Origin of the sequence: Pseudomonas sp. FSL R10-2189, from assembly GCF_009600325.1 — a bacterium.
In the GTDB taxonomy this organism is placed as follows: domain Bacteria; phylum Pseudomonadota; class Gammaproteobacteria; order Pseudomonadales; family Pseudomonadaceae; genus Aquipseudomonas; species Aquipseudomonas helleri.
Genome location: NZ_WIVZ01000014.1, coordinates 48891 through 72306, shown reverse-complemented (window position 1 = coordinate 72306; position 23416 = coordinate 48891). Strand labels below are relative to the sequence as shown.

Annotated in this window: 17 protein-coding genes; 6 read left to right on the top strand and 11 right to left on the bottom strand. The window is 58.4% G+C overall.

The annotated features are described in order from the left end of the window. Positions 1 to 15 precede the first annotated feature (15 nt). Positions 16 to 1167: a M14-type cytosolic carboxypeptidase gene (locus GHO32_RS12350; protein WP_153333601.1), complete on the bottom strand. Its 1152-nt coding sequence runs from the start codon at positions 1165 to 1167 to the stop codon at positions 16 to 18. A gap of 565 nt (positions 1168 to 1732) precedes the next feature. Next, positions 1733 to 2080 carry a DUF6124 family protein gene (locus GHO32_RS12345; RefSeq protein ID WP_048373084.1) on the bottom strand — a complete coding sequence of 116 codons (348 nt, stop codon included), beginning with the start codon at positions 2078 to 2080 and terminating at the stop codon, positions 1733 to 1735. A gap of 130 nt (positions 2081 to 2210) precedes the next feature. On the opposite strand from GHO32_RS12345, the gene GHO32_RS12340 reads away from it, so the two are divergent. Beyond that, positions 2211 to 2867, top strand: coding sequence for a LexA family transcriptional regulator (locus GHO32_RS12340; RefSeq protein ID WP_123750097.1), 657 nt, complete (start codon positions 2211 to 2213; stop codon positions 2865 to 2867). A 56-nt stretch (positions 2868 to 2923) separates the two neighbouring features. Here the strand turns inward: GHO32_RS12340 and GHO32_RS12335 are convergent, their stop codons facing one another. The 4 genes from GHO32_RS12335 to GHO32_RS12320 are packed head-to-tail and all read right to left on the bottom strand — an operon-like array spanning position 2924 to position 8484. Continuing rightward, the gene (locus tag GHO32_RS12335; protein ID WP_153333603.1) at positions 2924 to 4864 is read right to left on the bottom strand and encodes an acetyl/propionyl/methylcrotonyl-CoA carboxylase subunit alpha; all 1941 of its coding nucleotides are present in this window, start codon (positions 4862 to 4864) and stop codon (positions 2924 to 2926) included. Beyond that, positions 4861 to 5679 carry a gamma-carboxygeranoyl-CoA hydratase gene (locus tag GHO32_RS12330; RefSeq protein ID WP_153333605.1) on the bottom strand — a complete coding sequence of 273 codons (819 nt, stop codon included), beginning with the start codon at positions 5677 to 5679 and terminating at the stop codon, positions 4861 to 4863. Before GHO32_RS12330 ends, GHO32_RS12335 begins: the two co-directional genes overlap by 4 nt. Before the next feature lie 22 nt (positions 5680 to 5701). After that, complete coding sequence (locus GHO32_RS12325) at positions 5702 to 7309, bottom strand: carboxyl transferase domain-containing protein (RefSeq protein ID WP_153333607.1); 1608 nt, start codon at positions 7307 to 7309, stop codon at positions 5702 to 5704. 11 nt (positions 7310 to 7320) lie between these two features. After that, positions 7321 to 8484 carry an isovaleryl-CoA dehydrogenase gene (locus tag GHO32_RS12320; RefSeq protein WP_153333609.1) on the bottom strand — a complete coding sequence of 388 codons (1164 nt, stop codon included), beginning with the start codon at positions 8482 to 8484 and terminating at the stop codon, positions 7321 to 7323. Between the two features lie 206 nt (positions 8485 to 8690). Between GHO32_RS12320 and GHO32_RS12315 the strand changes: the two genes are divergently transcribed. Further along, on the top strand, positions 8691 to 10373 hold the full coding sequence (locus tag GHO32_RS12315) for an AMP-binding protein (RefSeq protein ID WP_153442843.1): 1683 nt from the start codon (positions 8691 to 8693) through the stop codon (positions 10371 to 10373). 673 nt (positions 10374 to 11046) lie between these two features. Here the strand turns inward: GHO32_RS12315 and GHO32_RS12310 are convergent. Genes GHO32_RS12310 through GHO32_RS12300 form a run of 3 tightly spaced genes read right to left on the bottom strand, consistent with a single transcriptional unit; the run spans position 11047 to position 13360 of the window. Further along, positions 11047 to 11943, bottom strand: coding sequence for a hydroxymethylglutaryl-CoA lyase (locus tag GHO32_RS12310; RefSeq protein WP_153333613.1), 897 nt, complete (start codon positions 11941 to 11943; stop codon positions 11047 to 11049). 26 nt (positions 11944 to 11969) lie between these two features. Further along, positions 11970 to 12368, bottom strand: a complete 399-nt coding sequence (locus tag GHO32_RS12305) for a MerR family DNA-binding transcriptional regulator (protein WP_048373101.1) — start codon at positions 12366 to 12368, stop codon at positions 11970 to 11972. Between the two features lie 26 nt (positions 12369 to 12394). Beyond that, on the bottom strand, positions 12395 to 13360 hold the full coding sequence (locus GHO32_RS12300; protein WP_048387343.1) for a LysR family transcriptional regulator: 966 nt from the start codon (positions 13358 to 13360) through the stop codon (positions 12395 to 12397). A 157-nt stretch (positions 13361 to 13517) separates the two neighbouring features. Here GHO32_RS12300 and GHO32_RS12295 point away from each other — a divergent pair, with 157 nt between their 5' ends. After that, positions 13518 to 14732 carry an acyl-CoA dehydrogenase gene (locus GHO32_RS12295; protein ID WP_153333615.1) on the top strand — a complete coding sequence of 405 codons (1215 nt, stop codon included), beginning with the start codon at positions 13518 to 13520 and terminating at the stop codon, positions 14730 to 14732. Here GHO32_RS12295 and GHO32_RS12290 read toward each other — a convergent pair. Then, complete coding sequence (locus tag GHO32_RS12290; protein WP_153333617.1) at positions 14729 to 16045, bottom strand: substrate-binding domain-containing protein; 1317 nt, start codon at positions 16043 to 16045, stop codon at positions 14729 to 14731. The genes GHO32_RS12295 and GHO32_RS12290 overlap by 4 nt on opposite strands. Before the next feature lie 156 nt (positions 16046 to 16201). Continuing rightward, positions 16202 to 17014: an exodeoxyribonuclease III gene (gene xthA / locus GHO32_RS12285; RefSeq protein WP_153333619.1), complete on the bottom strand. Its 813-nt coding sequence runs from the start codon at positions 17012 to 17014 to the stop codon at positions 16202 to 16204. 167 nt (positions 17015 to 17181) lie between these two features. Here xthA and GHO32_RS12280 point away from each other — a divergent pair, with 167 nt between their 5' ends. The 3 genes from GHO32_RS12280 to GHO32_RS12270 all read left to right on the top strand — a co-directional run bounded on the left by GHO32_RS12280 (position 17182) and on the right by GHO32_RS12270 (position 23300). Next, positions 17182 to 17832, top strand: coding sequence for an N-acetyltransferase (locus GHO32_RS12280; RefSeq protein ID WP_048387349.1), 651 nt, complete (start codon positions 17182 to 17184; stop codon positions 17830 to 17832). 63 nt (positions 17833 to 17895) lie between these two features. Further along, positions 17896 to 19623 (top strand): autotransporter assembly complex family protein, encoded by a 1728-nt coding sequence (locus tag GHO32_RS12275; RefSeq protein ID WP_153333621.1) that lies wholly within the window; start codon positions 17896 to 17898, stop codon positions 19621 to 19623. Continuing rightward, positions 19620 to 23300 (top strand): translocation/assembly module TamB domain-containing protein, encoded by a 3681-nt coding sequence (locus GHO32_RS12270; RefSeq protein ID WP_368668454.1) that lies wholly within the window; start codon positions 19620 to 19622, stop codon positions 23298 to 23300. Before GHO32_RS12275 ends, GHO32_RS12270 begins: the two co-directional genes overlap by 4 nt. Positions 23301 to 23416 lie beyond the last annotated feature (116 nt).

Genomic DNA, 23416 nt, shown 5'->3' with positions numbered 1-23416 from the left:
AAAAGAAAAAGTGGCTCAACGCAGCTCGCGAACCATATCTGACAAGGTGCTCAGCACGCTCTTGCCCAATTGCATGGAGCGCTTGCCAGACCAGCCGGTGATCGGGTCCGGTGCATTGTTGTTGTCCTTGAAAGGCATCTCAAGGGTCAGCGACAGACAGTCAAAACGTTGACCCACGCTGTTGCAGGCCAGGGTCATATTGGCTTGGCCGGGCTCGTCACGGGTGTAGCCATGCTCGGTCTGGAAGTCTGGCGTCAGCTTGCTCAGGTGGCTGCGAAAGCGCTCTTCAAGGTCTGCCAGGCGTTTGGTGTAGTCAGGGTTGCCTTCACACCCTGCGGTGAATACGTAGGGGATTTCTTCGTCGCCGTGAATGTCCAGAAACAGGTCGACACCGTAGTGCTGCATCTGCTCCAGGGCGAAGAATACTTCAGGGCTGACATCGCGCTCGGTATGTTGCCAGGCGCGGTTTAAATCCTGGCCATTGGCATTGGTGCGCAAATGACCGTGAAACGCGCCGTCCGGGTTCATGTTCGGGATCAGGTACAAGTCGGCAAAGTCCAGCAACTTTCGTAGCTGTGGGTCGCTGCCCTGTTCAAGCCGTTCAAGAATGCCCTGCATAAACCACTCGGCCATGTGCTCGCCGGGGTGTTGCTGGGCAATGATCCAGATCTTGCGCTTGTGGCGGGCGCCGGTGCCTTTGCGCAATAGCGGTATATCGCGTCCTTCGACGCTTTTGCCGATGGCCAGTACCTCACAGCCGGACCACTGCAACGCGTTTTTGATCAACTCGTCGTGGCGTGCACGGCTGTAGGGTTCGAAGTAAGCAAACCAGACCTGTGGTTGCTCTGCTTTCAGGCTGAAGGTCAGCGCAGTGCCGTCGAACTCAGTCGGGACGCGAAACCAGTTCTCGTGATCGTAGGACGCCACCGCTTGATAGCCATCCCAGGCTTTGTTGTAGGAAGACTGGCTGGCGTTGCCTAATTCAAAACGATGGATCTGACCAATTTGCAGGCCATCGACCTTGAAATGAAACCACTGGAAATGTGCGCTCCGGGTGTCGGGTTTTATCGCCAGCCGCACATGCAGCGGATTGCTGGCATCCAGCACCTGGATGTTGCCACTGTCAAAGTCACTGGTGATATGAAGTGCAGAGGGCGCCACGGTCATCGTCCACATCCTGGAATCAGATAATTGTGGTCGCTACTTTACCTTGCAACCGCAATGGGCCAATACGCAATTTTGGAAAGGGGGGGAGAGGACAACGGGGGGGGCGTCATCCTTGACGCCGCGCGAGAATAGCGTTTTTGAGAGTGATTCTCAAGTTCAAAATCGCTATTACGGCTAAGGTCTCGGGTAATAAGCTTCCGCTGATCAATATTCTTTTGCTATCATCGCCGGCATCGTAGCGGTCACCGAAAAAAACCGGCCGCACACAAGACTTCATTAGCCTGAAGCACGCTGAGCCAGATAACTGGCCGCAAAAAAAGACCCGGCCATAAGCCGGGTCAAATAACCGTGATTAGCCTGATGAGGAGATAATTCGAAGACCGACCTAAGGTCATTTGAATTATCGACTGATCTCGCGACCAGTTGCTTGCAATAGTAATCATTATCATTTGCAAGTCAAACGTTTTTCCTCACTTTTTCGACATTTATTTTCCCTCTCTCCTGCAAAGGCTCTAGCCCGCTGGTTTTTCAATCAAGCGGCCGGGCATGTTCTGGGCTGTTTTAGCTATCGGTTGGTCAGTTTTTGCACATCCAGAGCCTTGTCCAGGAGCTGCTTGGCTGACTCGATAAAAAATGCCAGTGCCAGAAACTGATCGCGATGCGCACCCTGATGGGTGTCTGCTGCGCTATGCACCATGCTCACCCCGCATCGCAAGTATTCACAGGCAGTGACCATGGCTTCTTCCTGGCTCACGTCATCGCTCACAACGAACACTTTCTTCTCTTGAGGCGGCTGGGAAACAGCTGGTTTCAAATAATAGTCGAGTGCGCGCTGGGTGGCGGCGTCGTCTTTTAGCGCTTCAAGCTCAATATCGAGCTCAGTTTCCGGCGTGATTTTTGTTATGGAAGTCATGATTTACCTGCGTTTCTGAGATTAATCGGATCAGCCGGAGTCAGATTAGTACAATAAGTATTTTGACTATTGGTTTAAATAATACGGAATGTGTATTGTTGCTCGGAATTCAATCCGTATTGTTCGGCCAATGGATAAATGGATCGCTTTAGTCAGAACCAAATTGCGCGAGCAAAAACTCACGCAAGAGAAACTCGCCGAACGCGTTGGCGCTTCCCAAGGGGGCGTTGGGCATTGGCTCAATAAACGCCGTCAGCCCGACCTGCTCACGATGAACAAAGTGCTGCACGCCTTGGGGCTGGAGCACCTGGAAGTCGCCTTGGTGATTCGTGGACGCAATGAGGCGGCAAACGACCCGAGCGTGGACGAACCCACCTACGACATAACGTCTGCATTCCGTTATCCCGTCAGTGACTGGGCGACGGCAGGCCAGATTAACGAGAAAGTGCTGCCGGGTTATCAGCCGGGCATCCGTTTTGAAGTCAGCGACCATTACGCCAAAGGGGCGGCATTTTGGTTGCAAGTGATGGGGGATGCGATGACAGCCCCAATGGGTGTCAGTGTTCCGCAAGGCATGATGATTCTGGTGGATCCGGATATCGAGGCACAACCCGGCAAAATGGTGATTGCCCGTACACCTGAGTCGACCGAGGCGACGTTCAGGCAGCTCAGCGAAGAAAGCGGCCAGCTTTACCTCAAGCCGCTGAACCCGACTTACCCGAAAGTGTTGTTTGATGAGCGTTGCTCGATAATCGGTGTGGTGGTGCAGGCCAGCACCAAATTTTGAATGACTCCCGGCACAGGCCCGGAAAAAGCGGATACCGTTGCCGGTATCCGCTTTTTTTATTCCATTTCGATCAGCGCGGTTCCCTCGCTGACCATTTCCCCTTCCTCGCAGAACAACGCCTTGACGATGCCCGCATGGGGGGCGCGCAGGCTGTGCTCCATCTTCATCGCTTCGAGCACAACGAGTTGTGCGCCGGCTTCGACCGATTGGCCCGCTTCTACCAGCACGCGAACCACGCTGCCGTTCATGGGCGCGGTCAGGCCACCTTGCTGGCCGTGGCTGGCGCTGACGGCGGCAATAGGGTCGTAGAGGCTGACGCTGTGGACTTCGCCTTGCCAGCGCATGTACAGCGTGTCGGCGTGACGAATGGCTAGGTGTTGACGGCGTATCCCGTCGTGTTCGATCACCAACTGTTCGTTGTGCAAGGTGGCCTTGGGTTCTCCGAGGCTGATCACGTGGCGTTCTTCACCGGCGCTCAAGACCAGCAGTGTTTTAGCCGGCAGGCCGCTGCGAAAGCCCGTGTGCAGGGCCCAGGGTGAGGTCGGGTCATCGCTGCGCTGCTCAGGGGCCAGGCTTTGCTGGAAGGCTTGAGCGGCGGCCTGCCAAAAGGCGCCTGGCAACGGTTGGGCAGGCGGCAGCAGTTGCGCCTGATACCGCGGGATAAACCCGGTGTCCAGTTCGGCTGCGGCAAAGGCGGGATGGCCGATGATGCGGCGCAGGAAGCTCAGGTTGGTTTTCAAACCTCCAATGGCGAACTCATCGAGCATTGCCAGTAACCGCAAGCGGGCTTGTTCACGGTCTTCGCCCCAGGCAATCAGCTTGCCGAGCATCGGGTCATAAAACGGTGACACTTCATCGCCTTTGCTGACACCGCTGTCTACCCGGCGGCCCGCCCCGGCTGCTGACTCGCGGTACACCTGGAGGCGTCCGGTTTGCGGGAGGAAGTCATTGCTCGGGTCTTCAGCATACAAACGCACTTCAATCGCGTGCCCGCGTAACGGCACTTGCGCCTGGGTGATCGGCAAGGCTTCGCCGCGTGCCACACGGATTTGCCAGTCCACCAGGTCCAGGCCGGTGATGGCCTCAGTCACCGGGTGTTCGACTTGCAGGCGAGTGTTCATCTCCATAAAGAAGAATTCGCCGCGGGCATCGAGCAAGAACTCCACGGTACCTGCACCGACGTAGCCGATGGCCTGTGCGGCGCGAACCGCAGACTCGCCCATGGCGCGGCGTTGCTCTGCGCTGAGGCCGGGCGCGGGGGCTTCTTCAACGACTTTCTGGTGGCGGCGCTGAATCGAGCAATCGCGTTCGTTGAGGTACAGGCAGTTGCCGTGCTGGTCGGCAAACACCTGGATCTCGACATGTCGGGGTTTGAGTACATATTTCTCGACCAGCATCCGCGCATCGCCAAACGAAGACAGTGCTTCACGCTGAGCAGAAGCCAGTGCGTCGGCCAGTTGGCTGACGTCCTCGACCACTTTCATGCCCTTGCCACCGCCACCCGCCGTGGCTTTTAGCAGCACCGGGTAGCCGATACGTTCGGCGGCAATGCGGAAGGTTTCCAGGTCTTGCGCTTCGCCGTGATAGCCCGGCACCAACGGCACACCGGCCGTTTCCATCAAGGCTTTGGCGGCGGACTTGCTGCCCATGGCATCAATGGCCGAGGCGGGCGGCCCGAGAAAAATCAGCCCGGCGGCTTCAATCGCACGGGCAAAGCCCGCGTTCTCGGACAAAAAGCCATACCCCGGATGGATCGCTTGCGCGCCGCTGGTCTGGGCGGCGGCAATGATCTTGTCGATTTTCAGGTAGCTGTCGGCGGCCTTGCTGCCACCCAGATCCACGCAGATATCAGCTTCGCGACAATGCCGCGCATCGCGGTCAGTGCTGCTGTGCACGGCGACTGTGGTGAGGCCCAGCGCCTTGGCGGTGCGCATGACCCGGCAGGCGATTTCACCGCGGTTGGCGACCAGTAACGAAGTAATCAGAGGGGCGCTCATGAACGCGGCTCCTGGGTCGAGGTGTCTGTTTGCCAGCGGGGAGTGCGTTTTTGCAGAAAGGCACGCAAGCCTTCCTGGCCTTCGGGGCTGACCCGGATCCGGGCAATTGCGTTTTCGCAGTAGCGGCGAATGGCAGGCGTTGGCGCGCCGTGGCTGACTTCGCGCAGCAAGTCCTTGCAGGCGCGCATGGCCTGCGGGCTGTTGAGTAACAGGTTGTCGATCCAATGGGCGATCTGCTGCTCCAGCTCGGCCTGCGGGTAGCATTCTGCAAGCAGCCCCAGTTCACGGGCGCGCAGCCCGCTGAAGCGCTCGGCGGTCAGGGCAAACCGGCGGGCGGCGCGTTCGCCAATCGCTTGCACGACAAACGGGCTGATGACGGCCGGGGCCAGGCCGATGCGCACTTCAGACAAGCAGAACTGCGCATCCTCGGCACCAATCGCCATGTCGCAGGCGCTGATCAAGCCCAAAGCACCGCCATACGCGGCACCTTGCACCACCGCCAGGGTCGGGATTTTCAGTTTGGCCAGGTTGTACATCAACTCGGCCAGGTGGCGCGCGTCATCCAGGTTGGTGTTGTAGTCGAGTTCGGCCGATTGTTGCATCCAGGCCAGATCGGCCCCGGCGCTGAAATGCTTGCCGCGTCCGCGCAGCAGCAGAAAGCGCAGCGTGCCATCGCTCTGAACCTTGTCGAGGGCGACGATCAACTCCTGGATCATTTCGGCGTTAAAGGCGTTGTTCTTCTGCTCGCGACTCAACCACAGGGTGGCGAAACCCCGAGGGTCGGTGTGCAGTTCAAGGGTGTTGAAGTTGTTCATGTGCGTCAGTCCTTTCATCGCATTACATGCGGAACACGCCGAAACGCGTGGCTTCGATGGGCGCGTTCAACGCTGCCGACAATCCCAGCGCCAACACTTCGCGGGTTTGCGCCGGGTCAATCACGCCGTCATCCCACAACCGGGCACTGGAGTAGTAGGGGTGGCCCTGATGCTCGTATTGATCGAGGATCGGCTGCTTGATCTCGGCTTCTTCTTCGCGGCTGAACACCAGCCCGTTGCGTTCCGCCTGCTCGCGTTTGACTTGCACCAGTACCCCGGCGGCTTGCTCGGCGCCCATTACGCCAATGCGGGCGTTTGGCCACATCCACAAAAAGCGCGGGTCGTAGGCGCGCCCGCACATGCCGTAGTTACCGGCGCCAAAGCTGCCGCCGATGATCACGGTGAACTTGGGTACTTTGGCGCAAGCCACCGCCGTTACCAATTTGGCGCCGTGCTTGGCGATACCGCCCGCTTCGTATTTTTGCCCGACCATAAAACCGGTGATGTTTTGCAAAAACACCAGCGGGATGCCGCGCTGGCAGGCCAACTCAATAAAGTGCGCGCCTTTTTGTGCCGCTTCAGCAAACAAGATGCCGTTATTGGCCAGGATCGCTACCGGGTAGCCGTGCAAATGGGCAAAACCACAGACCAGCGTGGTGCCGAATAGCGCTTTGAACTCATCGAACACCGAGCCGTCCACCAGCCGCGCAATGACTTCGCGCACATCAAAAGGCTGTTTGGCATCGGCCGGGACGATGCCGTACAGCTCGTCCTTGGGATACAGCGGCGCCAAAGGGCTGCGGTGGATCAACTGGCCCAGCTTGCGCCAGTTGAGGTTGGCCACACTACGGCGGGCCAGCGCCAGGGCATGCTCGTCACTGTCAGCGTAATGGTCGGCAACGCCGGACACCTTGCAGTGCACATCGGCACCACCCAGGTCTTCAGCGCTGACCACTTCGCCGGTGGCCGCTTTTACCAGGGGTGGCCCAGCCAGGAAAATCGTCGCTTGCTGGCGCACCATAATCGCTTCGTCAGCCATGGCCGGCACATAGGCGCCGCCTGCGGTGCACGAGCCCATGACCACGGCAATTTGCGGAATGCCGGCTGCGCTCATGTTGGCCTGATTAAAGAAGATCCGGCCAAAGTGCTCGCGATCCGGAAACACTTCATCCTGACGCGGCAGGTTGGCGCCGCCCGAGTCCACCAGATAAATGCACGGCAAGCGGTTTTGCTCGGCAATCGTCTGCGCGCGCAGGTGCTTCTTTACCGTCAGCGGGTAGTAAGAACCGCCTTTGACCGTGGCATCGTTCGCCACAATCATGCATTCAACCCCTTCGACCCTACCGATACCGGCGATGATTCCTGCTGCAGGAACGTCTTCGCCGTACACGCCATAGGCAGCCAACTGACTGAGTTCAAGGAAAGCCGCGCCCGTGTCCAGCAACCGGTCAATCCGCTCGCGGGGCAGCAACTTGCCACGTGAGGTGTGGCGTTCTTGTGCCTTGGCGCCGCCGCCTTGCTGCACCTGCTCAAGCAACGCGTGCAGTGCGTCGACCTGTTTGAGCATGGCCTCGCGGTTGGTCGCGAACTCCGCAGAGCGCGGGTTGATGGTCGTATGCAAGATGGACATACGTGCGCTCCTCAGCGGGTTTCGTTAAACAGTTCGCGACCAATCAACATACGGCGGATTTCACTGGTACCCGCGCCGATCTCATAGAGCTTGGCGTCACGCAGCAGGCGCCCAGCAGGGAATTCATTGATGTAGCCGTTACCGCCCAGAATCTGGATCGCGTCGAGGGCCATTTGCGTGGCGCGCTCGGCGCTGTACAAGATCACCCCGGCGGCGTCCTTGCGCGTGGTTTCGCCACGTTCGCAGGCAGCCGCCACCGCGTACAGGTAAGCGCGGCTGGCATTGAGCTGGGTGTACATATCGGCCACCTTGCCCTGGATCAGCTGGAACTCACCGATGCTCTGGCCAAACTGTTTGCGGTCGTGGATGTACGGCACCACCAGGTCCATGCACGCCTGCATGATCCCGGTCGGGCCGCCCGAGAGCACGACGCGTTCGTAATCGAGGCCGCTCATCAACACTTTGACGCCTGCGTTGAGGGTGCCCAGAAGGTTTTCTTCCGGCACTTCAACGTTGTCAAAAAACAGCTCGCAGGTGTTCGAGCCGCGCATGCCGAGCTTGTCGAAATGGGTGCTGCGGCTGAAGCCTTTCCAGTCACGCTCAACAATAAAAGCGCTGATGCCGTGTGGGCCTTTTTCCAGGTCGGTTTTGGCGTAGATCACATACGTGTTGGCGTCCGGGCCGTTGGTGATCCAGGTTTTGCTGCCGTTAAGGACGAAATGATCACCGCGCTTGTCGGCCCGCAGCTTCATCGACACCACGTCAGACCCTGCATTGGGCTCGCTCATGGCCAGGGCGCCAATGTGTTCGCCGCTGATCAACTTGGGCAGGTATTTGAGTTTTTGCGCGTGGCTGCCGTTACGGTTGATCTGGTTGACGCACAGGTTGGAGTGCGCCCCGTACGAAAGGGCCACAGACGCCGAGCCGCGGCTGATTTCTTCCATGGCGACCACGTGTGCCAGGTAGCTCAGGCCAGTGCCGCCGTATTCTTCCGGCACGGTGATGCCCAGCAGGCCCATGTCACCGAACTTGCGCCACATGTCGGCGGGGAACAGGTTGTCTTTGTCGATTTGCGCCGCGCGGGGGCTGAGTTCGTCAGCCACAAAGGCTTGTACCTGATCGCGCAGCATGTCGATGGTTTCGCCCAGGGCGAAGTTCAAAGTCGGGTAGCTCATGGGGCACCTTGGTCATTGTTCTTATAAACGGCGTTAACAGCATCGCCATGGGTAAGCTTTACGTTAACGTAAACTTGGCAATGAATGCTGTCAATGACCTTTACGTTAACGTCAACTTGGTTCAGAGTAATTGCTATTCTGCACAGAGGGAATGCGTGAGTGCGCGTCTTCCCCATGCTCCCAAAACAATCACAAGAGGAGTTGTCATGAAGCCGCAATCTGTCCCCAGTTACAGCCAGGGCGCGCTGGACAAGCCGTTGCTGGCGATGACCATCGGTCAGGCGTTCGATCAAACCGCTGCCCGCTACCCCGACGGTGAAGCGTTGGTGGTGCGCCATCAGCAGCAGCGTTACAACTGGGCGCAGTTGGCTCAGGCCGTTGACCTTCACGCCAGGGCCTTTCTGGCGTTGGGCATGCAGGCGGGCGACCGGTTGGGCGTGTGGGCGCCTAACTGTGCCGAGTGGTTTATCTGCCAGTTTGCCAGCGCCAAAATTGGCGTGATTCTGGTCAACATCAACCCGGCCTATCGTTTGTCTGAGCTTGAATATGTGCTCAAACAATCAAAGTGCCAGTGGCTGGTGAGTGCGAGCACGTTCAAGACCTCGAACTACCACGCGATGCTCCAGGAGTTGCTGCCTGAGCTGGAAGGGCAGGCGGCCGGGCAACTCAACAGCGAGCGTTTTGAAGACTTGCGCGGGGTGATCAGCCTCGATGCACAACCGCCTGCAGGGTTCTTTCCCTGGCCGCAACTGGCCACATTGGGCAGCGGCGTTGCAGTGCAGCAACTCTACGCACGACAGGCCAGCCTTCAGCCCGATCAGCCGGTGAACATTCAATACACCTCTGGCACCACGGGCTTCCCCAAAGGTGCGACGCTCAGCCACCGCAATATTCTCAACAACGGTTACATGGTTGGCGAAAGCCTGGGGTTGACGGCCGCTGACCGGCTGGTGATTCCGGTGCCGCTGTATCACTGCTTTGGCATGGTGATGGGCAACCTGGGGTGCGTAACCCACGGCACCACCATGATTTACCCGGGCGACGCCTTTGACCCCACGCTGACCCTGCAAGCCATCGCCGAAGAGCGGGCTACAGCGCTATACGGGGTGCCCACCATGTTTATTGCCTTGCTCGATCACCCCGAGCGCGCCGGCTTTGACGTGTCGAGCCTGCGTACCGGGATCATGGCCGGCGCCACCTGTCCGATAGAAGTGATGCGCCGCGTGATCAGCGAAATGCACATGGGCGAGGTACAAATTGCTTATGGCATGACTGAAACCAGCCCGGTGTCCATGCAGACCGGGCCGGATGATGATCTGGAATTACGCGTGACCACCGTAGGGCGTACCCAGCCGCATCTGGAGAACAAGCTGATCGACGCGCAAGGTAATATCGTCGCTCGCGGTGAGGTGGGTGAACTGTGCACCCGTGGTTACAGCGTGATGCTGGGTTACTGGAACAACCCGCAAGCGACCCGCGAAGCCTTGGACAGCGAAGGCTGGATGCACACCGGTGACCTGGCAGAGATGAATGAGCAGGGCTATGTGCGCATTGTCGGGCGTAACAAGGACATGATCATTCGGGGCGGCGAGAACATTTACCCGCGTGAGCTGGAAGAGTTCTTTTTCACCCACCCTGCGGTGGCGGATGTGCAGGTTATCGGGATCCCGGATGAAAAATACGGCGAAGAAATTGTCGCCTGGATCAAATTTCACCCCGGCCACAGTGCCAATGAACTTGAGCTGCAAACGTGGTGCAAGTCGCGCATCGCCCACTTCAAGACGCCACGACACTTCAAGTTTGTCGACGTCTTCCCGATGACCGTGACCGGCAAGATCCAAAAATTCAAAATGCGCGAAATCAGTATTTTGGAGATCAGGAAGGTCTAGGCCGCTGGTTTTATGTGGAACTCTGTTTGTCGTGGGAGCGGGCTTGCTCGCGAATGGGTCGGCGGTGTGCAACAAGCACACCGCGTTGGCTGAATCGCGAGCAAGCCCGCTCCCACAGAAACACAAACCCCGGACAGCACAAAGGGGAGCCTAGGCTCCCCTTTAACGTGTCGTTGCGTGCTCTTTTTATTATTGAAGGGTGGTCTATTGTTGTTTTTGGAACTCACCCTTTGCTGCGTTTTTTTGCGATCCCCATCCGGGATCAAGAGCAAACGTATTTTTTTGAGCGCTGATCCACTTTTATCACTGGCTATCAAACCGGTGATCCAACCTGAACGGGTGCTACCTGAAGGTAGTTTTATTGTTCTCTGCCCGGTTGCGAGGTGGCTCTTGGCTCCCCGGAAAAGTAAACCTTCTCCAAAAAAATCTGTTAGCTGCGTCTCTGCCGTGTTGTTTTTGTTATGTCAGAGTCGTTTCGTATTGTTCTTATTATGTTGCTGCGGTTTTTATTCTTGTTATGCCATAGAGATAGCAGGAGCCGTGCCAACTTTTAAAAAGCCTTATAAATCAATGATTTAAATTTTAAGGCAATAAAAAACCGGCCTGGATCAAGGCCGGTTTGTTTCCGTGTTACTCGTTTGTGTGGGGGAGCGGTAACACTCAGCCACACTTTTTAGCACTGTCGCGCCTTGGCGACCCGTGACCCGGTAACACGCCCCAGCACGTTGCAGATGTGCTGGCCTGCCAGTAACAGCTTGTCCATGTCGACCCCGGTTTCGATCCCCATGCCGTTGAGCATGTACAGCACGTCTTCGGTGGCCACGTTACCGCTGGCACCCTTGGCGTACGGGCAGCCGCCAAGGCCTGCTACCGAGCTGTCGAACACATTGATCCCTTCGAGCAAGCTGGCGTAGATGTTGACCATGGCCTGGCCATAGGTGTCATGGAAATGCCCGGCGAGTTTTTCGCGGGGAACATAAGCCCCGACCGCTTCGAACATGGCACGGGTTGCCGAAGGTGTGCCGGTGCCAATGGTGTCGCCCAGCGACACTTCGTAACAGCCCATGGCGTACAGCTCTTTGGCCACGTCGGCAACTTGTTGCGCCGACACCTGGCCTTCGTACGGGCAGCCCAGCACGCAGGACACATAGCCGCGCACGCTGATGCCGTGTTGCCTGGCGGATTCCATGATGGGCACAAAGCGTTCCAGGCTTTCACTGATCGAGCAGTTGATGTTGCGCTGCGAAAACGCTTCGGAAGCGGCGGCGAACACCGCCACTTCTTTAACTCCGGCGGCGACAGCGTCTTCGAAGCCGCGCATATTCGGCGTCAACGCCCCATAAACCACACCCGGCTTGTGCCGGATTTGCGCGAAGACCTCGGCGGAACCGGCCATTTGCGGCACCCATTTAGGCGACACAAAGCTGCCGACTTCGATATAGCCCAGCCCGGCGTCGGTCAGGGCGTTCACCAACTGCACCTTGTCGGCCACGCTGATGGGCTGGGCTTCATTTTGCAAACCGTCGCGCGGGCCGACTTCAATCAGGCGCACATGGGTGGGAAATGTCATGGGGGGATCACCAGGGTTGTTATGTTTTAGGAGGCCGTCTGACTTTTTATCGTGTGTTCAAGCGCCTGGATACAGCGTTCTTCGGCCGTATCCAGTTCAAGTTGCATCTGCTGAATATCCAGCAACTGTTGCTCCAGCTGTTCGCGGCGCTCGGCTATTTTGGCCAGCATGCTGTTCAACTGTTTCTGGTTGCCGCTGGTAGGGTCGTAAAGCTCTATCAGCTCGCGACATTCGGCCAGCGAAAAACCGATGCGCTTGCCGCGCAAAATCAGCTTCAGGCTGACTTTGTCCCGCGCCGAATAGATCCGCTCCTGACCGCGACGTTCAGGGGCGAGCATGCCTTGTTCTTCGTAAAAACGAATGGCGCGGGTGGTGATATCAAGTTCGCGGGCAAGGTCGGAAATACTGTACGTCTGGCTGCTCATGGGCGGGCTCTGGAAGGATCATGCCGTTAAGCTAAAGGTTGGTTGACGTTTACGTCAAGCAAGCGCTGCGCCTCGGCTTTCTTTTCCAGTGCCAATTGCTGCTGGCACACCTCGATCAACTGCTCACGCATCCAGCGGTTGGCGGGGTCTTGCTCGGTGCTTTCGTGCCAGTATAAATGTGTTTCCACGCTCGGCAATTCGCTGATGGGCAGCGGCACAAAATGCAGGCCATGGCGACGGGCAAAACGCTCGGGCACGGTCATGACCATGTCGGTTTGCTGCAAGACATTGGAGGCCATCAAGTAGTGCTGGGAGCGTAAGGTGATTTTGCGTTGCAGGCCGATTTTGCCCAGTGCCAGGTCCACCTGGCCGAGGCCGTTGCGGCGCGTCGAGATATGGATATGGGTGAGCGCCAGGTACTCGTCGAGGCTGATACTGGCCTTGCCCGCCAACGGGTGGCCTTGGCGCATGGCGCACACGTAGCGATCTTCCATCAACTTGATATGGCGCACCTGAGCGTCGGTATTGAGCGGCGCATCGACGGCGAAATCCAGTCGTCCTGCTGCCAGGTCGCTGGTGGTCTCGCGGCGGTGGGCTAAAAAGCTTTCGATCACGACGGCCGGGGCATGTCGGCGTAAGCGCTGAAACAGCGGCGGCAAAATCACCGCTTCTGTCAGGTCGGTCATGCTGATACGGAACGTCTTGTTGGCCTGCAGAGGGTTAAACGTTCGGCTTTCTTGAACCGACACCCGCAGCAGGGCCAATGCGCTGCGCACCGGGCTGATGATGTTCTGCGCCATGGGCGTGGGCACCATGCCTTGCGCCGTGCGCACAAACAGCGGGTCGTTAAAGGTTTCACGCAGCCGGGCCAGCGCGTTGGACACCGCTGGCTGGGTGATGCCAATGATTTGTCCGGCACGGGTCAGGTTGGCTTCGGTGTAAATGGCGTCGAAGACGATGAACAGATTGAGGTCGACCTTGCTCAGGTTCATGGCACTGGGCTCTTGTTGTTGGTGATGAGGCGATGGGGTGAATCATATATTGCTTATGAATGGTAATACACGTCGTTAATAGACAGCGCAAATGGAGGAGGGCTGATCTAGCATCACGGCAACGTCTATACACATTCACGGTAAAAGGTAGCCACCCATGGATTTCGCATACTCACCGAAAGTTCAGGCGCTGCGCGAACGCGTCACGGCGTTTATGGAGGCTTATGTCTATCCGGCCGAGGCGATTTTCGATCAGCAGGTGGCGCAAGGTGATCGCTGGCAGCCGACGGCAATCATGGAAGAGCTCAAGCGCAAGGCCCAGGCAGAAGGTCTGTGGAACCTGTTTTTGCCGGAGTCGGAACTCGGCGCCGGGCTGACCAATCTGGAATACGCGCCCTTGGCCGAGATCATGGGCCGGTCGATGCTCGGCTCGGAGCCGTTCAACTGCTCTGCACCGGACACCGGCAACATGGAGGTGCTGGTACGTTACGCCAATGCACAGCAAAAACAGCAGTGGCTGGAGCCGCTATTGCGTGGCGAGATTCGCTCTGCGTTCGCCATGACCGAGCCTGATGTGGCCTCGTCCGATGCCACCAACATGGATGCCCGTGCCGTGCGTGACGGCGATGAATGGGTGATCAATGGCCGTAAATGGTGGACGTCCGGGGCCTGCGATCCGCGCTGCAAAATCATGATCTTCATGGGCCTCAGCAACCCTGAGAATGCCCGCCATCAACAGCACTCGATGATCCTGGTCCCGGTCGATACCCCCGGCGTGAAAATTGTTCGCCCGTTGCCGGTATTCGGTTACGACGATGCGCCCCACGGTCACGCCGAGGTGCTGTTCGAGAATGTGCGTGTACCGTACGAAAACGTCCTGCTGGGCGAAGGCCGGGGTTTTGAAATTGCTCAGGGCCGCCTTGGTCCGGGCCGCATCCACCACTGCATGCGCTCAATCGGCATGGCCGAGCGTGCGCTGGAACTGATGTGTCAGCGCTCGCTGCAACGCACGGCGTTTGGTAAACCGCTGGCGCGTCTGGGCGGTAACGTCGACAAAATCGCTGACTCGCGAATGGAAATCGACATGGCGCGCCTGCTCACCTTGAAAGCGGCGTACATGATGGACACCGTGGGTAACAAGGTCGCGAAAAGCGAGATCGCGCAAATCAAGGTAGTTGCCCCCAACGTTGCGTTGAAGGTGATCGACCGGGCGATTCAGATTCATGGCGGGGCAGGGGTCTCGCAGGATTTTCCGCTGGCTTATATGTACGCCATGCAGCGTACCTTACGTTTGGCGGACGGCCCGGATGAAGTGCACCGGGCGGCGGTTGGCAAATTCGAGTTGGACAAGTACGCACAATCGCCGGGTTAATACACCCACACTTCAACCCGGCGATTCTTCAGGCGGCCTTCATCTTCGGTGTTGGCCGCCACCGGCATTTGCGCACCGCAGCCGCGAATCTCACGCAGCACCACGCCACTTTTGACCAGTTCGCGGCGCACCGTCATTGCCCTGAGCTTTGACAACAGTTGTGCGCGTTCCGGGTCATCCTTGGCATCACCAAACCCCACCAGCGTCACCTGTTTGTTGAGTTTGTCGTGGGTTTTTAAATAGTCGACGACGCGCAGCAGATCCTGACGCGCCTTGTTGTCGAGGGTGGCGCTGCCTTCTTCAAAGCGAAAATTGACCGACAGGCGCTGGGCCTCACGGGTCAGTTCCAGGTATTCCTCGGGCATGTGCGCACCGGGCTGCACGTGGCTGGCCTGCACGGTTTGGGCAATAAAACCGTTTTGCGCGACGATGGCCTGGCCTTGGGCGCTCTGGGTAAACGCCACCAGCGCCTTGGCCAGCGAGTTTTGGCTGGTGGGCGGCAGGTAAAAAAACAGACGGCGCGACAGGGGGTAATCTTCACTGGCGATCAGGCTGTTGAGCGGCAGCATGGGCTGCGACGCGCCATCCACAATGGCCAGGGATTTCGCTTCGCGCACGTAGGGCAGGCCGATAAAACCAATGGCGTGGGGGTCTTTGCTCACTGCATCGGACAGCGCTTCGCTGGACTCGAAACGCTGGGCCGTGCTGCTCAGCGGCCGACCGGCGCGGCTCAGGACCAACTCTTTAAAGGTATCCCAGGTGCCGGACTGGTCATCCCGGGCATACAAATTAATCGAACCGCCCACGCCGCCCAGCGCTTCCCACGTGGTGATGTCGCCGTTGAACACTTTGGCCAGTTGCTCGGTGTTGAGTTTTTTCAGCGGGTTATGCGGGTGCACAATAATTGCCAGGCCATCGATGGCGATGACTTGCTCGGCTTCGGGGCTTTTCAGATCGCCGAGGGCTTCCAGTTCGACCAGCTCGCGGTCTTTGATCGGCCGAGACGAGGCCACCATGTCGGCTTGCCCGGCCTTGAGCGCACTAAAACCGGTGCCGGAGCCGTGTGCCGACACATCGACACGCACCTGCTGGCCCAAGGTTTTGGTGGCGACGATGCTGTATTCGTTAGGGGGGATAACCGGGATGCTGTGAACATCGTGAAAACCTTGCTCTATCAACATGGCCGTCACCAATGCCGGGCCGAGATTGGCCCCTATGGTGTTAGAACCCTGAATGTGCAAATCCGCCGCAGGCCGGGCAAAGGCCAGAGGGGTGATTACACACAGCAGGATCAGTGACTTTAAGCGCAACATCAGCGGGCACCTTCCTGGAGCCATAGAGTTGCCAGCAATTTAAGTCAGAAACGTTTCAATACAGTTACGCCCACCTTCTTGTAGGAGCGAGCTTGCCTCGCGATCTTTTGAACCTTTAAAAGATCGCGAGGCAAGCTCGCTCCTACAATTTTTAGATCAGTTCAGTTCGAGCCAGATCGGTGCATGGTCAGACGGTTTTTCCATGGCGCGCAGGTCGTAATCGACGCCGGCGGCCTTGATGCGTGGCACCAGCGCCTGAGAGGCCAGAATCACGTCAATGCGCAGGCCACGTTTAGGCTCGTCTTCAAACCCGCGGCTGCGGTAGTCGAACCAACTGAAGCGATCCGCCACCTCGGGGTGCAGGTAACGGAAGCTGTCCACAAGACCCCAGTTTTTGAGGCGTTCAAACCACTCGCGCTCTTCCGGCAGAAAGCTGCACTTGCCGGTTTTCAGCCAGCGCTTGGCGTTGTCCGGGCCAATGCCGATGTCGCAGTCTTGCGGGGAGATGTTGACGTCACCCATTACCACCAGCGGCTGTTCGTTGCTGAACTGGCCTTCCAGCAACTGTTGCAGGTCGCTGTAGAAACGCTGCTTGGCCGGGAATTTTGTCGGGTGGTCGCGGCTTTCGCCCTGTGGGAAATAGCCGTTCATGATAGTCACCGGCTGGCCATTGTCGTCAGCGTAGGTGCCCCAGATAAAGCGTCGTTGCGCGTCTTCTTCGTCGCTGGCAAAGCCCTTGTGCAGTTCCAGCGCGGGCTGGCGTGACAACAGCGCAACGCCGTAATGGCCCTTTTGCCCGTGAAAGTGCACGTGGTAGCCCAGCGCTTCGATATCGGCGAAGGGGAATTGCTCGTCGCTGACTTTGGTTTCTTGGAGGCCAATCACGTCCGGCTGGTGTTTTTCGATCAGCGCTGCCAGCTGATGCGGCCGAGCGCGCAGGCCATTGATGTTGAAAGAAACGATTTTCATGGGCGGGCAGTCCTGAGGAAAACTGCGATGTTAGCGGCCAGCGTGCAGTGGGGCAAATGGACTGCTAACGTAGGAAGCATTCAAGCAGATGGAACTGTTGCGGCCCTTGCGAGCTCGTACTCTCGAGAAGTGCCGCAACCCAAGCGACGCCAGGGAGATTGACCGTCATGACGCAAACGTTGAATGCCACTTGCCAGATCCGCCAGCTCGACAGCGGTTACTCCAAAGAAACCCGCGCCTTGCTGTATGAGGCGTATATGCATGACCCGACCTTCCGTTATGTGTTTGAGGCCCATCGCAAGGGCTACGCGCAACGGGTGCGGGCCACGGTTCGGGCGCTGGTCAAACAACATTTTTTCCAGCAATTGCCCGCGTTGGGGTTGCTGGTGGATGACCGTCTGATCGGTGTTGCCCTGATTGCTCCGCCGCAACGGCGTCTGGGCATTACTGAGAGTTGGGCGTGGCAACTGCGTATGGTGCTGACGGCGGGCTTGCGCGGCACGCGGCGCTACCTTGAATACCATCAGGCTGTTTTGGCCTGCGTGCCGGGTGATGCCGTGCATATGTTGCCGTTGTTGGCGATTCATCCTGATTTTCAAGAATTGTCCTATGGCGAACAGTTGCTTGAAGCGGTACATAACTGGTGCGCCGTGGACGAACATTCAGAAGGTGTCGTCCTCGACAGCAGTAACCCGCGCTATCAGGAGTTTTACAAGCGTCATGGTTATGTCGAAATTGGTCAGGTTCCCTTGGGGCCCATCGTTGAGCACGTTTTCTTTCACGCCAACCCTCAGGTGTTACAAGCAGCAACGGCTTAAGGGCAACTTTTTGCCCATTGGCGCGCTCTATGACCCCCTCAGCCCGTGATAGCATCCGCTCCTATGAAGTTTCCAGGAAGATTTACCAGTGGTGTTGTCCTGCTGATCAGCAGCTTTGCGGCGTATGCCCAGAGCGAATTGGTGGTGAAGGTCAAACCGGCAAACGATGCCCTCAAGGCCAACGTGGAAGGCTATATAGGCAGCCTCGGCGATCGCGACGAGGCTGCCTTGTTGCGTTTCAAACGTGGCGCCGAGGAGCAGGCCCTTAAAGCGTTACAGGCCTTGGGCTATTACCAACCCAAGATCGAAGCCGATGTGCCCGAGGGCGACCCGCCGCGCCTGGTGTTGCACATTGACCCCGGCGAGCCCGTGCACCTGCGTAACGTGACTGTGCGCGTAGAAGGCCCTGCGGCCTCGCTCAAAGCCTTTGAAATCCCGGTCAGTGATGACCTCAAACCTGGCGCCGTGCTCAATCAGGGCAACTACGAAGACGCCAAGCGCATGATCCAGAACCGTGCGCTGCGCTATGGCTTTTTTAACGGCAAGTTCCTCAAGCACGAACTGTTGGTGGACCCTAAAGGCGGGTATGCCGATATCAATCTGGTTTACGAAAGCGGCCCGCGTTACCTGCTGGGCAAAGTCACTTTTGCCGGTGACGCACCGTTTGACCAGACCTTGCTCGACCGTCTGGTGCCCTTCAAGCCCAATACGCCTTATGACTCCGAGCTGGTTGCCGAGTTAAACCAGAATCTGCAATCGAGCGGTTACTTTGAAACCGTGCGCGTTGATGCCGCGCCGAGTACGGCGGTGGGGCAAGTGATCCCGGTGGATGTAGACCTGGATACCCGCAAGCCACGCACCATGACCCTGGGCCTTGGCTACTCAACCGACACCGGTCCGCGCGGCAAAGCCAGCTGGACCCGCCACTGGGACAACCCTCGGGGCGACAGTTACGGGTTTGAGTCTGAAATCTCCCAGCCCAAGCAAAATATCGGGGCCTGGTACGACATCCCGCTCGATCCGCCATTGACTGACAAACTGCGTTTTGCCGCCGGTTATCAGTACGAAGAAATTGCCAACACCGACACCTTGAGTAAATTGCTCACGGTCGGCCCTGAGTGGCACAGCAAACTGGATAACGGCTGGACGCGCATTGTTTCGCTGAGATGGCAGCACGAAGAATATCGCCTGGGTGATGGCTCGGGCCTGAGCACCTTGTTGATGCCGGGCCTGTCCTACGCGGTATTGCGCAGCGATAACCGGATTGACCCCAGCCACGGTTACAGCGTCAACCTGAGCACCCAAGTGGCCAAGCAAGGGTTGATGTCAGACACCAACCTGCTGCACGGCGATATCCAGTTCAAGGCGCTGAAAACGTTGTGGGACAAGCACCGTTTTCTGGGCCGTATCGAGTTTGGCGGCAGCGCCACCAATGGTTACAAATCCATCCCGCCGTCATTGCGCTTTTTTGCCGGTGGTGACCAGAGCGTGCGCGGTTATGACTACCAGAGCCTGTCACCCAAGAACTCCGACGGTGACCGTATCGGTGGGCGCTACCTGCTGGCCGGGAGTGTCGAGTACCAGTATCAATTTGCCGAAAAATGGCGCTGGGCGGCGTTTGTCGACAAAGGAAATGCCTTCAAGACCCTCGACTTCCCCAGCTTGAAAACCGGGGTCGGGGTGGGCATCCGCTGGATCTCGCCTGTAGGCCCCATCCGTCTCGACCTGGCCCATGCGCTGGATGACGATGGCGGCGTTCGTTTGCACTTCTCGATGGGGCCAGAACTGTGATTCGTGGTTTGAAAATAGCGGGTTTGGTGCTGTTGGCGTTAGTGCTGCTGGTGGTTGTCAGCGTCGCTGCCATTTTGGGCACGCAAGCGGGTAGCCGCTGGGCGCTGGCGCAAGTACCCGGCTTGCACATTGACAACTTTGCTGGCCGCTTGGGCGCGCAATGGAGCGCCGATCAATTGGTGTGGGAGCAAGGGGCTGATCGTGTCGAAGTGAGTCGGCCGATTTTCGCCTGGTCGCCTTCGTGCCTGATGCGCATGACCTTGTGCATCGATCAGTTGCAGGCCGACAAGGTCAACCTGCAATTTGCCCCGAGTGAAAAAGACAGCAGCGGGCCGATTGAGTTGCCTGATTTGAAGTTGCCCGTGGCGATCGAAGTCGGGGTGGTGAAAGTGGGCAGCATCGTGTTTGACGGTGTTGAGCAACTTAAAGGCGTACAGATTGCCGCCAAGTGGACAGCCCAAGGGCTGCAGATCGACTCGGCGCGCATCGAGCGTGAAGACCTGAACGTCGAGCTGTCGGGCCTGTTGCAACCTGTGGGTGACTGGCCGGTGACCTTGCAGGGTACGGCCAATCTGCCGCAGCAAGACAACAAGCCTTGGGCGCTGGCGCTGAAGGTTGACGGCCATGTGCGCAGCTCGATCAATCTGGTCGCTGACAGTACAGGCTACCTGGACGCTCACTTGAGCGGCGCCCTGGAGCCGCTGGCCGAGAATCTGCCCGCGCACGTCACCATCACCTCTGCCCAGTTCAAACCCAGCAGCGAACTGCCAGACACCTTGCAGCTGAATCAGTTGGCATTGTCGGCCAAAGGCGACCTCACAGGCGGTTATGAACTTGAAGGCAGCGCCAGTTTGCCTGCCGAGCAAGCCCCGGTGAGTCTCTTGCTCAAGGGCCGGGTTGACGCCAAGGGCGCACAAGTCAGCACCCTCGACCTGACCGCCAACGACAAGCAACATTTGAAACTGTCGGGTCAGGTGGATTGGCATTCAGGTTTGAGTGCCGAGGCCAAGGTCGACTGGCTGGACTTCCCCTGGCACAACCTGTACCCGGTCATTGCCAAGCCAGACGTGGATTTGCGCACGCTCAATGGCGAAGTTTCTTATACCGACGGCAAGTACCTGGGCAACCTCAAGGCCGACCTGACCGGGCCTGCGGGTGCCTTCAGCGTCAGCAGCCCGTTCAGTGGCGACCTCGAAAAAATCTTCATGCCGCAATTGGAGCTGGTGGCGGGGCAGGGCAAAGCCCGGGGCCACGTCAATGTGCAGTTTGCCGATGGCGTAGCGTGGGATACGGCGCTGGACTTGAGCGCGATCAACCCGGCGTATTGGGTGGCTGAACTGCCGGGCACCCTGGCGGGCCCGCTGCGCAGCACCGGCGAGTTCAAAAACGAGCAGCTTAAACTGGACGCCAACCTCGACCTCAAAGGGCGCCTGCGTGGCCAGCCTGCGATGCTTCAGGCCAAAGCCACGGGTGAGGGCGACGCCTGGACAGTCAGCGCTCTGGACATTCGCCTGGGTGATAACCGCATTAATGGCACCGCCAGCTTGCAGCAGCAAATCAAGGCGCAACTTGATTTGAACCTGCCGCGTCTGGCCCAACTGTGGCCAGAATTGCGTGGCCAGATTAAGGGCCGGGTAGACGTGGCGGGTACGCTTAAGGCGCCGCAAGGCAAGGTCACCTTGCAAGGCCAGCAAGTGGCATTTGCCGATAACCATCTGCAAAGCCTCACGCTGGATGCCAGCCTGGATAAATCCCAGCGCGGTCGCTTCGACCTTAAAGGCAGCGGGATCCAGGCCGGTGATACGCCGTTTGGTGTGTTGACGGCCACGGGCAGCGGTGACATCAAGCGCCAGCAACTGCAATTGGCCTTGCAGGGGCCGATGTTGCAACTCGCTCTGGCACTGGACGGCGGCCTCGACAAAGACAACTGGCGTGGGCGCCTGCTCAGCGGTGACATCAAATATGGCCCGCAGCAATGGACCCTGCAAAACCCGGCGCGGCTTGAGCGTTTGGCTGATGGCCGGATCAATCTCGGTGCGCTGTGCCTGACCTCTGGCCCAGCCAGCTTGTGCGGTGAAGAACAGCGTTTGATGCCCGATCCCAAGCTGCGCATGCACCTCAAGCAGTTCCCGCTCGATAGCCTCGCCGAATGGTTCCCCAAAGACTTCCAGTGGCAAGGCCAGTTGAATGCCGACCTGATCCTCGATTTACCCGCCAGCGGGCCTAAAGGCCAGGTGGTGGTGGATGCCAGCGGCGGCACCTTGCGTATCAAGGATAAAGGCCAGTGGGTTGATTTCCCGTATCAGGCGTTCAAGTTGACCAGCAACCTCAACCCGAACCGGGTTGATGCAAAGTTCGACTTTGATGGCGGAAAACTCGGGCAGGTGATGTTGTCGGCGCGGATCAACCCGCTGCCTAAAAACAAGCCGATCACCGGCGATTTCCGCCTGACCGGCCTGGACGTCTCGGTGGTGCGGCCGTTCGCCCCGATGGTTGAAAAACTCACCGGCCAGTTGAACGGTTCCGGGTCGATTTCGGGGGCGCTGGTCGCGCCGTACATCACCGGCGATGTGTCGCTGACGGGCGGCGAGATCTCCGGCCCCGAGCTGCCGACCAGCTTCGAAAACCTGCAGCTCAAGGCCCACATCATGGGTGAAGCCATGCAGTTGGACGGTGGTTGGACCAGCGGCAAGCAAGGGCAGGGCACGATTACCGGGAATGTCGCCTGGGGCCAGACGATGGCCGTTAATGTCTTGCTCAAGGGCAACCACTTGCCGGTCACCGTTGAACCCTACGCCAAACTGGACGTTGCCCCGGACCTGAGAATCTCCCTCAAGCCGGACAACACCTTGTTGATCGCGGGCACGGTGAATATCCCCAAAGGTGAAATCACCGTGCGCGAGTTGCCGCCTTCAACGGTCAAGGTGTCGGATGACACGGTGATCGTCGGGCAAGACACCGGCGATGAGTCCGCGTCGCCACCGATGGTGGTCGACATGGACATCAACGTGGTGGTGGGCCAGGAGTTGCTGACGTTCTCCGGTTTTGGGCTGAACGCCGATCTGGCGGGGCAGTTTCATATCGGCAACAACCTGGACACCCGCGGCGAACTGCGCCTGATCAATGGCCGCTACCGGGCCTATGGCCAGAAACTGACCATCCGCCGGGCTCGCCTATTGTTTGCCGGGCCGATTTCTCAGCCTTACCTGGACATCGAAGCGGTGCGCCAGACTGATGACGTGATTGCCGGGATTCGCCTTACCGGCAGCGCAGAGCAGCCGACCACGCAGATCTTCTCCGAGCCGGCCATGAGCCAGGAGCAGGCGTTGTCTTACCTGATTCTGGGGCGTCCACTGACCGGAACCGGGGAAGACGACAACATGCTCGCGCAAGCGGCGTTGGGGTTGGGTTTGATGGGCAGCTCGGGGGTGACCACCAGTTTGGCCAACCACCTTGGGCTCAAGGATTTCGAACTGGATACCGAAGGCAGCGGCGACAACACCGCTTTGGTGGCCAGTGGCAAGATCAACGAGCGCCTGAGCGTGCGTTACGGTTATGGCGTGTTTGAGCCGGCCAGCACCATTGCTTTGCGTTACAAACTAAGCAAGCGGGTGTACGTCGAAGTGGCCAGCGGCCTGGCCAGTTCGCTGGATGTTTTCTACAAACGGGATTTCTAGAGCAAAAATAATTCCAGGTAGTCGCTGACGAGGTACGAAGGCTGCGATGGGTTGCGAAGCGACCCTGGACGGCGGTCCTGCGGCCCGTATCGCAGCCTTCGTGCCTCGTCAGCGAC

Excerpts from the sequence above, each read along its gene's own strand:
- GHO32_RS12335 (WP_153333603.1), bottom strand. The coding sequence starts at position 4,864 with ATGAGCGCCCCTCTGATTACTTCGTTACTGGTCGCCAACCGCGGTGAA.
- GHO32_RS12305 (WP_048373101.1), bottom strand. The coding sequence starts at position 12,368 with ATGAGCAGCCAGACGTACAGTATTTCCGACCTTGCCCGCGAACTTGAT.
- GHO32_RS12345 (WP_048373084.1), bottom strand. The coding sequence starts at position 2,080 with ATGACTTCCATAACAAAAATCACGCCGGAAACTGAGCTCGATATTGAG.
- GHO32_RS12310 (WP_153333613.1), bottom strand. The coding sequence starts at position 11,943 with ATGACATTTCCCACCCATGTGCGCCTGATTGAAGTCGGCCCGCGCGAC.
- GHO32_RS12295 (WP_153333615.1), top strand. The coding sequence starts at position 13,518 with ATGGATTTCGCATACTCACCGAAAGTTCAGGCGCTGCGCGAACGCGTC.
- GHO32_RS12330 (WP_153333605.1), bottom strand. The coding sequence starts at position 5,679 with ATGAACAACTTCAACACCCTTGAACTGCACACCGACCCTCGGGGTTTC.
- GHO32_RS12300 (WP_048387343.1), bottom strand. The coding sequence starts at position 13,360 with ATGAACCTGAGCAAGGTCGACCTCAATCTGTTCATCGTCTTCGACGCC.
- GHO32_RS12315 (WP_153442843.1), top strand. The coding sequence starts at position 8,691 with ATGAAGCCGCAATCTGTCCCCAGTTACAGCCAGGGCGCGCTGGACAAG.
- xthA (WP_153333619.1), bottom strand. The coding sequence starts at position 17,014 with ATGAAAATCGTTTCTTTCAACATCAATGGCCTGCGCGCTCGGCCGCAT.
- GHO32_RS12290 (WP_153333617.1), bottom strand. The coding sequence starts at position 16,045 with ATGTTGCGCTTAAAGTCACTGATCCTGCTGTGTGTAATCACCCCTCTG.
- GHO32_RS12350 (WP_153333601.1), bottom strand. The coding sequence starts at position 1,167 with ATGACCGTGGCGCCCTCTGCACTTCATATCACCAGTGACTTTGACAGT.
- GHO32_RS12275 (WP_153333621.1), top strand. The coding sequence starts at position 17,896 with ATGAAGTTTCCAGGAAGATTTACCAGTGGTGTTGTCCTGCTGATCAGC.
- GHO32_RS12340 (WP_123750097.1), top strand. The coding sequence starts at position 2,211 with ATGGATAAATGGATCGCTTTAGTCAGAACCAAATTGCGCGAGCAAAAA.
- GHO32_RS12280 (WP_048387349.1), top strand. The coding sequence starts at position 17,182 with ATGACGCAAACGTTGAATGCCACTTGCCAGATCCGCCAGCTCGACAGC.
- GHO32_RS12325 (WP_153333607.1), bottom strand. The coding sequence starts at position 7,309 with ATGTCCATCTTGCATACGACCATCAACCCGCGCTCTGCGGAGTTCGCG.
- GHO32_RS12320 (WP_153333609.1), bottom strand. The coding sequence starts at position 8,484 with ATGAGCTACCCGACTTTGAACTTCGCCCTGGGCGAAACCATCGACATG.